Annotated in this window: 3 protein-coding genes, 2 tRNA genes and 2 rRNA genes (1 of these 7 only partly in view); 3 read left to right on the top strand and 4 right to left on the bottom strand. The window is 59.9% G+C overall.

Translation table 11 applies throughout. The features are described from left to right. The 4 genes from JQ587_RS18095 to JQ587_RS18080 all read right to left on the bottom strand — a co-directional run. Positions 1 to 860, bottom strand: a 23S ribosomal RNA gene (locus JQ587_RS18095); it reaches 2,013 nt to the left of the window's first position. A gap of 400 nt (positions 861 to 1,260) precedes the next feature. Beyond that, positions 1,261 to 1,336: transfer RNA gene (locus JQ587_RS18090), tRNA-Ala, on the bottom strand. Positions 1,337 to 1,369: 33 nt separating this feature from the next. Beyond that, positions 1,370 to 1,446, bottom strand: a tRNA-Ile gene (locus tag JQ587_RS18085). A gap of 186 nt (positions 1,447 to 1,632) precedes the next feature. After that, a 16S ribosomal RNA gene (locus JQ587_RS18080) occupies positions 1,633 to 3,119 on the bottom strand. The 16S and 23S rRNA genes sit together here with 2 tRNA genes alongside, the layout of an rRNA operon. A gap of 10 nt (positions 3,120 to 3,129) precedes the next feature. Here JQ587_RS18080 and JQ587_RS18075 point away from each other — a divergent pair. The 3 genes from JQ587_RS18075 (at position 3,130) to JQ587_RS18065 (ending at position 7,939) form a co-directional block, all read left to right on the top strand. Continuing rightward, entirely contained in the window at positions 3,130 to 3,423 is a 294-nt protein-coding gene (locus JQ587_RS18075) for a hypothetical protein (protein WP_143270136.1), read from the top strand. Between the two features lie 687 nt (positions 3,424 to 4,110). After that, complete coding sequence (locus JQ587_RS18070) at positions 4,111 to 6,174, top strand: M23 family metallopeptidase (RefSeq protein WP_212297303.1); 2,064 nt, start codon at positions 4,111 to 4,113, stop codon at positions 6,172 to 6,174. Positions 6,175 to 6,319: 145 nt separating this feature from the next. Further along, on the top strand, positions 6,320 to 7,939 hold the full coding sequence (locus JQ587_RS18065) for an NHL repeat-containing protein (protein WP_212426138.1): 1,620 nt from the start codon (positions 6,320 to 6,322) through the stop codon (positions 7,937 to 7,939). Positions 7,940 to 8,058 lie beyond the last annotated feature (119 nt).

The raw sequence follows: 8,058 nt of genomic DNA, 5'->3' as shown, positions 1-8,058 counted from the left end.
TTTCAACAGGCACCCGTTCGGTCCTCCAGTGAGTGTTACCTCACCTTCAACCTGCTCATGGCTAGATCACTAGGTTTCGGGTCTAATACAACGAACTTGGCGCCCTATTCAGACTCGCTTTCGCTACGCCTTCGCCTATCGGCTTAAGCTTGCTCGTTAAATTAAGTCGCTGGCCCATAATACAAAAGGTACGATGTCACCCAGAACGAATCTTGGGCTCCATCTGTTTGTAGGTGTCCGGTTTCAGGTCTATTTCACTCCCCTCGTCGGGGTGCTTTTCACCTTTCCCTCACGGTACTGGTTCACTATCGGTCGCTGAGGAGTACTTAGGCTTGGAGGGTGGTCCCCCCGTGTTCAGACAGGATTGCACGTGTCCCGCCTTACTCGTGGATACATCATCGCATTACTCGTACGGGGCTATCACCCTCTGAGGCCCGGCTTTCCTGACCGGTTCCGATTGTCTTTGATGTATCACTGGCCTGGTCCGCGTTCGCTCGCCACTACTAACGGAGTCTCTGTTGATGTCCTTTCCTCCAGGTACTTAGATGTTTCAGTTCCCTGGGTTTGCTTGAAACCTCCTATGTATTCAGAAGTCTCATACCTTCTCTTGATAACCGGAAATCCAAAACCTCTTCGATCGAAATCTAAAGGCCTGGCTTCTCACATTATCTGATCGAACCCCACACCGATGTCTTTCGACAAAGGTCTTGGAGTTCCGGCTATCGAAGGTGGGTTTCCCCATTCGGAAATCCGCGGATCAAAGCTTCTTCGCAGCTCCCCACGGCTTATCGCAGCGTAGCACGTCCTTCATCGCCTCTCAGCGCCAAGGCATCCACCGAACACCCTTAAGGCACTTGATTGCTCTCATTATCAATGTCCACACACTCGGCAGAATGTTGTCTGTACGATTGCCAGGAGATCGAAATCTCTAAGGCACGCGCCCTCGATGAACGCTACGTACAGCCGGACAATGATTAGAAAGACCAGCTTGCTTCGTAAGATCGTTCCGATAGCGAGGCGGTCAAGCTTCGCTAAAAGGATCATTTTACAACTCGCTGCCAACCTTGCGGTCAGCGACGAGCGCCGAAAATGATCCGGAGATAATGAAGGATCCGCGCAACAATCTGCTGCACGACCCAACTCGGATCGATCTCCTCTTTACGATGTCAGAAAACACGCATCTTGCTGTCTATCCAGACTAGCAGGATGCGAAGTGATGTTTCGCGGACGACGGTACAAGATCTCGGTGATCAAACCATCTGGTGGAGCCAGACGGGATCGAACCGACGACCTCATGCTTGCAAAGCACGCGCTCTCCCAGCTGAGCTATGGCCCCGTAACCAGAAGACGAATGCTCACTCGATGAGTGTGGTGGGCCTGGGAAGACTTGAACTTCCGACCTCACGCTTATCAAGCGCGCGCTCTAACCAACTGAGCTACAAGCCCCTAACGCATATCCCGTTAAGGACCCTGGAGCCTGCCGTTACAGGCCCAGCGCGTGTTCGTCCGCGAAGAAAGAGAAACGTAGACGGCGAAATCCCGCCAATGGAGCTCAACGATCTGGCGATCTGTTGGCCCCTGATGTTTCTAAAACAGCTCGATAGAAGCAAGCTTCTGAAGAGCCATCCTTAGAAAGGAGGTGATCCAGCCGCAGGTTCCCCTACGGCTACCTTGTTACGACTTCACCCCAGTCGCTGACCCTACCGTGGCCGGCTGCCTCCTTGCGGTTAGCGCACCGTCTTCAGGTAAAACCAACTCCCATGGTGTGACGGGCGGTGTGTACAAGGCCCGGGAACGTATTCACCGTGGCGTGCTGATCCACGATTACTAGCGATTCCAACTTCATGGGCTCGAGTTGCAGAGCCCAATCCGAACTGAGACGGCTTTTTGAGATTTGCGAAGGGTCGCCCCTTAGCATCCCATTGTCACCGCCATTGTAGCACGTGTGTAGCCCAGCCCGTAAGGGCCATGAGGACTTGACGTCATCCCCACCTTCCTCGCGGCTTATCACCGGCAGTCTCCTTAGAGTGCTCAACTAAATGGTAGCAACTAAGGACGGGGGTTGCGCTCGTTGCGGGACTTAACCCAACATCTCACGACACGAGCTGACGACAGCCATGCAGCACCTGTGTTCCAGGCTCCGAAGAGAAGGTCACATCTCTGCGACCGGTCCTGGACATGTCAAGGGCTGGTAAGGTTCTGCGCGTTGCGTCGAATTAAACCACATGCTCCACCGCTTGTGCGGGCCCCCGTCAATTCCTTTGAGTTTTAATCTTGCGACCGTACTCCCCAGGCGGAATGCTTAAAGCGTTAGCTGCGCCACTAGTGAGTAAACCCACTAACGGCTGGCATTCATCGTTTACGGCGTGGACTACCAGGGTATCTAATCCTGTTTGCTCCCCACGCTTTCGTGCCTCAGCGTCAGTACCGGGCCAGTGAGCCGCCTTCGCCACTGGTGTTCTTGCGAATATCTACGAATTTCACCTCTACACTCGCAGTTCCACTCACCTCTCCCGGACTCAAGATCTTCAGTATCAAAGGCAGTTCTGGAGTTGAGCTCCAGGATTTCACCCCTGACTTAAAAACCCGCCTACGCACCCTTTACGCCCAGTGATTCCGAGCAACGCTAGCCCCCTTCGTATTACCGCGGCTGCTGGCACGAAGTTAGCCGGGGCTTATTCTTGCGGTACCGTCATTATCTTCCCGCACAAAAGAGCTTTACAACCCTAGGGCCTTCATCACTCACGCGGCATGGCTGGATCAGGGTTGCCCCCATTGTCCAATATTCCCCACTGCTGCCTCCCGTAGGAGTTTGGGCCGTGTCTCAGTCCCAATGTGGCTGATCATCCTCTCAGACCAGCTACTGATCGTCGCCTTGGTAGGCCATTACCCTACCAACTAGCTAATCAGACGCGGGCCGATCTTTCGGCGATAAATCTTTCCCCGTAAGGGCTTATCCGGTATTAGCACAAGTTTCCCTGTGTTGTTCCGAACCAAAAGGTACGTTCCCACGCGTTACTCACCCGTCTGCCGCTGACGTATTGCTACGCCCGCTCGACTTGCATGTGTTAAGCCTGCCGCCAGCGTTCGCTCTGAGCCAGGATCAAACTCTCAAGTTGGACTTGAACTTTGAACCGGCTGATCACAACGTTTGACGAGGTCCCACCATTATCGACCGAAGTCGATGTGCTGCCTGCGATTCACATCGCGGGCAACGATGGTGTTTCCTTTGAAACGTGTACCGCCGAAGTCTTTCGTCCGGTCTCGATCAGAAAAGCCGAAGCTTTTCAGAAGCGAGACCCGCAAGGACTCCGCCGTCCACGTTTCTCTTTCTTCATCTTCACTTGTCAAACAGCCCGGGACCGTGGAGGCCCCAACCTTCCGGAGTGGAAGGGTTCCGACACTCTTACCGACGTCGAATGACTCCAACCGATTGTGTCGGCTGTTGTGTCACTCAACAAGTTGAGGAGCATCAGTGGCGCGTTCGCTCGCCTTGGTCAGTGACCCGGCGGCGCCGCGCTCAGTGGTTGGGGTTATAGGCCCCGCCTTCCGGGCTGTCAACGCCAATCGTCAACAAATCGTCGCACAGTGGATTGGCGAAAAAATTCTAGCGATTCCAGTCAATTAGAGGGGCGCGGAGCGGCCGAGGGGAGGTCGGACCGTAAAAAATCTGAAAAAAAGTTTGGCCCGCCGGGGGCTCCGGAGGGGCTCCTGAGGGCCTCCGGCGGCGACTGGCGACGCCCCTCCCCGAGGCCCCTGCGCCCGGCCGTTCAGGAAACTTTTTCCATATTGGGCGCCGTACTAGAGCCACAATCCCGCGGCGTTCTGATAAGAGACAAGCTTGAATCGCAGGATGCCAGTGGGGGCTGCCTGCGATTTTCATGGGGTCCAGAGAAGGCGATCTGATGATGACGCGGCCTTCTTCGGACATTCGAAAGACATCGAGAGACCTTCACCTGCCCTGCTGTTCGTAATTTCGGCCGGGCCTCATCCGGGGCCTACTGAGCGCGAACACCTGTGCGGCACGGCTTTTCCCGCGATGCCCCTGCAAGAGGGCAACCGGGGGGAGCTCGAAGCGAAGATTTTCGGGTCGTTGATGGGGGACTTGGGTTGAACCAGAGGACGTCACGCGGCGCTTACGGGCGTGAAACCGGGATCATCGATCTCGGCCACGAGCCGCCGCTGTCCGTCGATGGCTCCGAGGCCGCCGTCATCGATCGCCGTCGCGTCTCGGTGCAATGGTTCAGCGGCACAATTCTGACCGGACTCTGCGGCGCAGCCCTGATCGGCGGCGCCGTTTTCGCATCTCTCGACGGCGAAATGACCTTCGCCAAGGTGCCGGAGCGGGTCGAAGGCGCGCTGCGCGGGGCCTTCGGTGCCGCCGATCGCACCGTCACACTGCACAAGAGCGACCGCCTGCCGCCGCCGAACGACTCCACCGCCTCGCGCAACATCGTGCGCGTCTCGACGGTCGCCCGCGTCGGCAGCCGCGACGTGATGCGCGTGCGTCCCTTCGTCCGGATCGCCGGCAATCTGTCGATGACGACGAGCGATTTGTCGGCGAAGATCCCGCCGTTCAATGCCCAGCGTCTGCTCACCGACGTCGGCTCCGATCCGAAGACCGCCTCCGACGATCCGAACAATCCCGAGGCCGTCGAGCCCGACGCCGAGGTCTCCTTCGTCACCAAGGACCTCTCGCCGGTGCTGCCGAAGGCCAAGATTTCCGCGGTGGTCGCGCTCGACGACATCCTGATGCGGGTGCGCGACGCCGCCAATTGGCGCGGCAATGGCGGCGTACGCTACGCCTCGCTCGCCAACGCCACCGCCGACGTCTCCGGCGCGGCCGGCTCATCCGACATGAAGATGGCCTACGCCACTGAGGTGTCGCCGTCCGATCCCTATGCCGGTTTCGAGACCCGCGTGGTGCCGGAGAACGTCACGCTGCTGCCGAAGACCAAGGAACAGATCACCGGCGGCAATCCCAACGGCGAGCGCGTCCATGTCGTCAAGAAGGGCGACAGCGTCGGCTCCGTGCTGCGCGATCTCGGCGCGACGCCCGACGAAATCAAGGCGATCGCTGCGACCCTCGGTCCGCGCGGCCGCGACGGCGGCCTGAAGGAAGGCGAAAAGCTTCGCATCCTGATGGCGCCCGCAAGCCCCGGCGCGAGGCTGCAGCCCTATCGCGTCGTCGTCGCCAACGACACCGTGGTCGAGGCGATCGCGGCACTGTCCGATCTCGGCAAATACGTCGCGGTCGACGTCTCCAGCATGAACACCGTCGCCGACGCTACGGCCAACGCCAACAGCGAAGACGATGACGACGATGACGGCAGCGGCGTGCGGCTCTACCAGAGCATCTACGAGACCGCGATGCGCAACAAAGTGCCGATGCCGGTCATCGACGACATGATCAAGATCTACTCCTACGACGTCGATTTCCAGCGCAAGGTGCAGCCGGGCGATTCCTTCGACGTGTTCTACGCCGGCGAGGACGAGGGCTCGACGGCGGTCGACAAGAGCGAAGTGCTGTTCGCCTCGCTCACGGTCGGCGGCGAAACCAAGAAATATTATCGCTACCAGAGCCCCGACGACGGCGTCGTCGACTACTATGACGAGACCGGCAAGAGCGCGAAGAAGTTCCTGGTCCGCAAGCCCGTCAACAGCGCGATCATGCGCTCCGGCTTCGGCGGCCGCCGCCATCCGATCCTCGGCTATGTGAAGATGCACACCGGTGTCGACTGGGCCACCGCCTACGGCACGCCGATTTTCGCCGCCGGCAACGGCGTGATCGAAAAGGCCCAGCTCGAGGGCGGCTACGGCAAATATGTCCGCATCAAGCACAACAACGGCTATGAGACCGCCTACGGCCACATGTCGGCGTTCGCCAAGGGCATGGAGCCCGGCAAGAAGGTGCGGCAGGGCCAGGTCATCGGCTTCGTCGGCTCGACCGGCCAGTCGACCGGCCCGCATGTCCACTACGAAATTCTCGTCAACGGCCGCTTCGTCGACCCGATGCGCGTGAAACTGCCGCGCGGCCGTTCGCTGGAAGGCCCGATGCTCGCCGGCTTCGAGAAGGAGCGCGACCGTCTCGACGGCATGATGAGCGGCCGGGGCGGCGCCATCGCCCGCATGTCGGACGCGACCGGCGGCCCGCTCCAGATCAGCAACCGCTGATTGGATCGCCGGCCGAATTCGAACCGGACATCTCCAAAAAAAGATGATCATGCCGCGACGTCATTTGGTCGCGCACAATTTCAAGTTTCGTTTGCCAAAGCGGCATGACGGGCGAATACTTTCCAAAAAATCGGGAGGACTCGCCATGAATCACAGGTTCGCCTGCGCAGCTTTCGTCGCTGCAATTGTCTCGACCACGAGCGCATTTGCCGACAACTGGGAGGTCACTAAACTCGTCCCGGGCTCGGCGTTTCATGGCGTGCACGGGCTCGGAATCGACAAGGCCGGCCGTCTGTTTGCGGGCAGCGTCGCAGGTGCAGCGCTCTACGAAGTCGACATCGCCGGCGGCACCGCAAAGATTGCCATCCCGGCTCCTGTCGGCATGGCCGACGACATCGCATTCGCACCCGACGGCACCATGGCCTGGACCGGATTCCTCGCCGGCGACCTCTATGCGCGCAAGGGCGACGGCCCGATCAAGAAGCTGGCCAGCGGCCTGCCCGGCATCAACTCGCTCGCCTACCGCAAGGACGGCCGGCTCTACGCCACCACCGTTTTCCTCGGCGACACGCTCTATGAAATCGACGTCGAGGGCGTCAAACCGCCGCGTCAGATCATGGAGAAGATGGGCGGTCTCAACGGCTTCGAGTTCGGTCCCGACGACAAGCTGTACGGTCCGCTCTGGTTCAAGGGACAGGTCGCCAAGGTCGACGTCGACAAGGCCGAGCTGACGGTGGTTGCCGACGGCTTCAAGGTCCCGGCCGCGGTGAACTTCGATTCCAAGGGCAATCTCTGGGTTGTCGACACCGCGCTCGGCCAACTCGTGCGCGTCGATCCCAAGTCCGGCACCAAAGCCATGGTCGCGCAACTGAAGCCGTCGCTGGACAATCTCGCCATCGACGACAAGGACCGCATCTACGTCTCCAACATGGCCGACAACGGCATCCAGGAGGTCGATCCGGTGACCGGCCTGGTGAAGCAGGTCATCATCGGCAAGCTCGCTTTGCCCGGCGGCATCGGTGTCACCTCGGACAACGGCAAGGATACGATCCACGTCGCCGACGTGTTTGCCTATCGCACGGTGGACGGCGCGACCGGCGAGGTCTCCGAAAAGGCGCGCATGCACGCCGACGGCGTCACCCTCGAATATCCGATGAGCGCGGCCGCGAAGGGCAACGACGTCATCCTGTCGAGCTGGTTCACCGGCACGGTCCAGGTAATCGACGGCAAGACCGGCGCCACGCGCGACATGCTGCACGGCTTCAAGGCGCCGCACGACGCGATCGTGCTCTCCGACGGCAGTATTTTGGTGGCCGAGCTCGGCACCAAATCGCTTGTCCGCGTCAGCGGCGAGCATGGCAAGGACCGCGCCACGGTGGTCGGTGGTCTCGAGGGCCCGGTCGGGCTCGTCGGCGGATCGGGCGACGAGGTCTACGTCACCGAAGCCTTTGCCGGCACCGTCTCCAGGATCGACAAGAACGGCGAGAAGACCGTGCTCGCCAAAGAGTTGAAAATGCCCGAAGGCCTGGCCCGAGGCAGCGACGGCAGATTGATCGTGGCGGAGGTCGGCGCCAAGCGCCTGATCGAGATCGCACCCGACAGCGGCACGGTCACCGAGATCGCGGCCAATCTTCCGATCGGCCTGATCGGCGCGCCGGGCGGCCTGCCCAGCAATATCCCGACAGGAGTCGCCGTCGGCGCCTCCGGCGTCATCTATTTCAGCTCCGACATCGAGAACGCGATCTACAAGGTCGTGAGGAAGTAAGGCTTGACGCCTTGATGCCCGACTAACGCCCCACGCGGGGTCGTTCCCTCTCCCCTTGTGGGGGAAGGAACGGAGAGAGCATCGCGCCAACGAAAAAAATCGCCCCGGAGAGAACGACA

Source organism: Bradyrhizobium manausense, from assembly GCF_018130615.1.
Taxonomy (GTDB): Bacteria; Pseudomonadota; Alphaproteobacteria; order Rhizobiales; family Xanthobacteraceae; genus Bradyrhizobium; species Bradyrhizobium manausense_A.
The sequence above is the reverse complement of the archived record's forward strand: the minus strand, read 5'-3'. Positions and strand labels throughout refer to the sequence as shown.

Bases quoted from the DNA above. Each gene is read 5' to 3' on its own strand.
- JQ587_RS18065 (WP_212426138.1), top strand. From the start codon at position 6,320: ATGAATCACAGGTTCGCCTGCGCAGCTTTCGTCGCTGCAATTGTCTCG.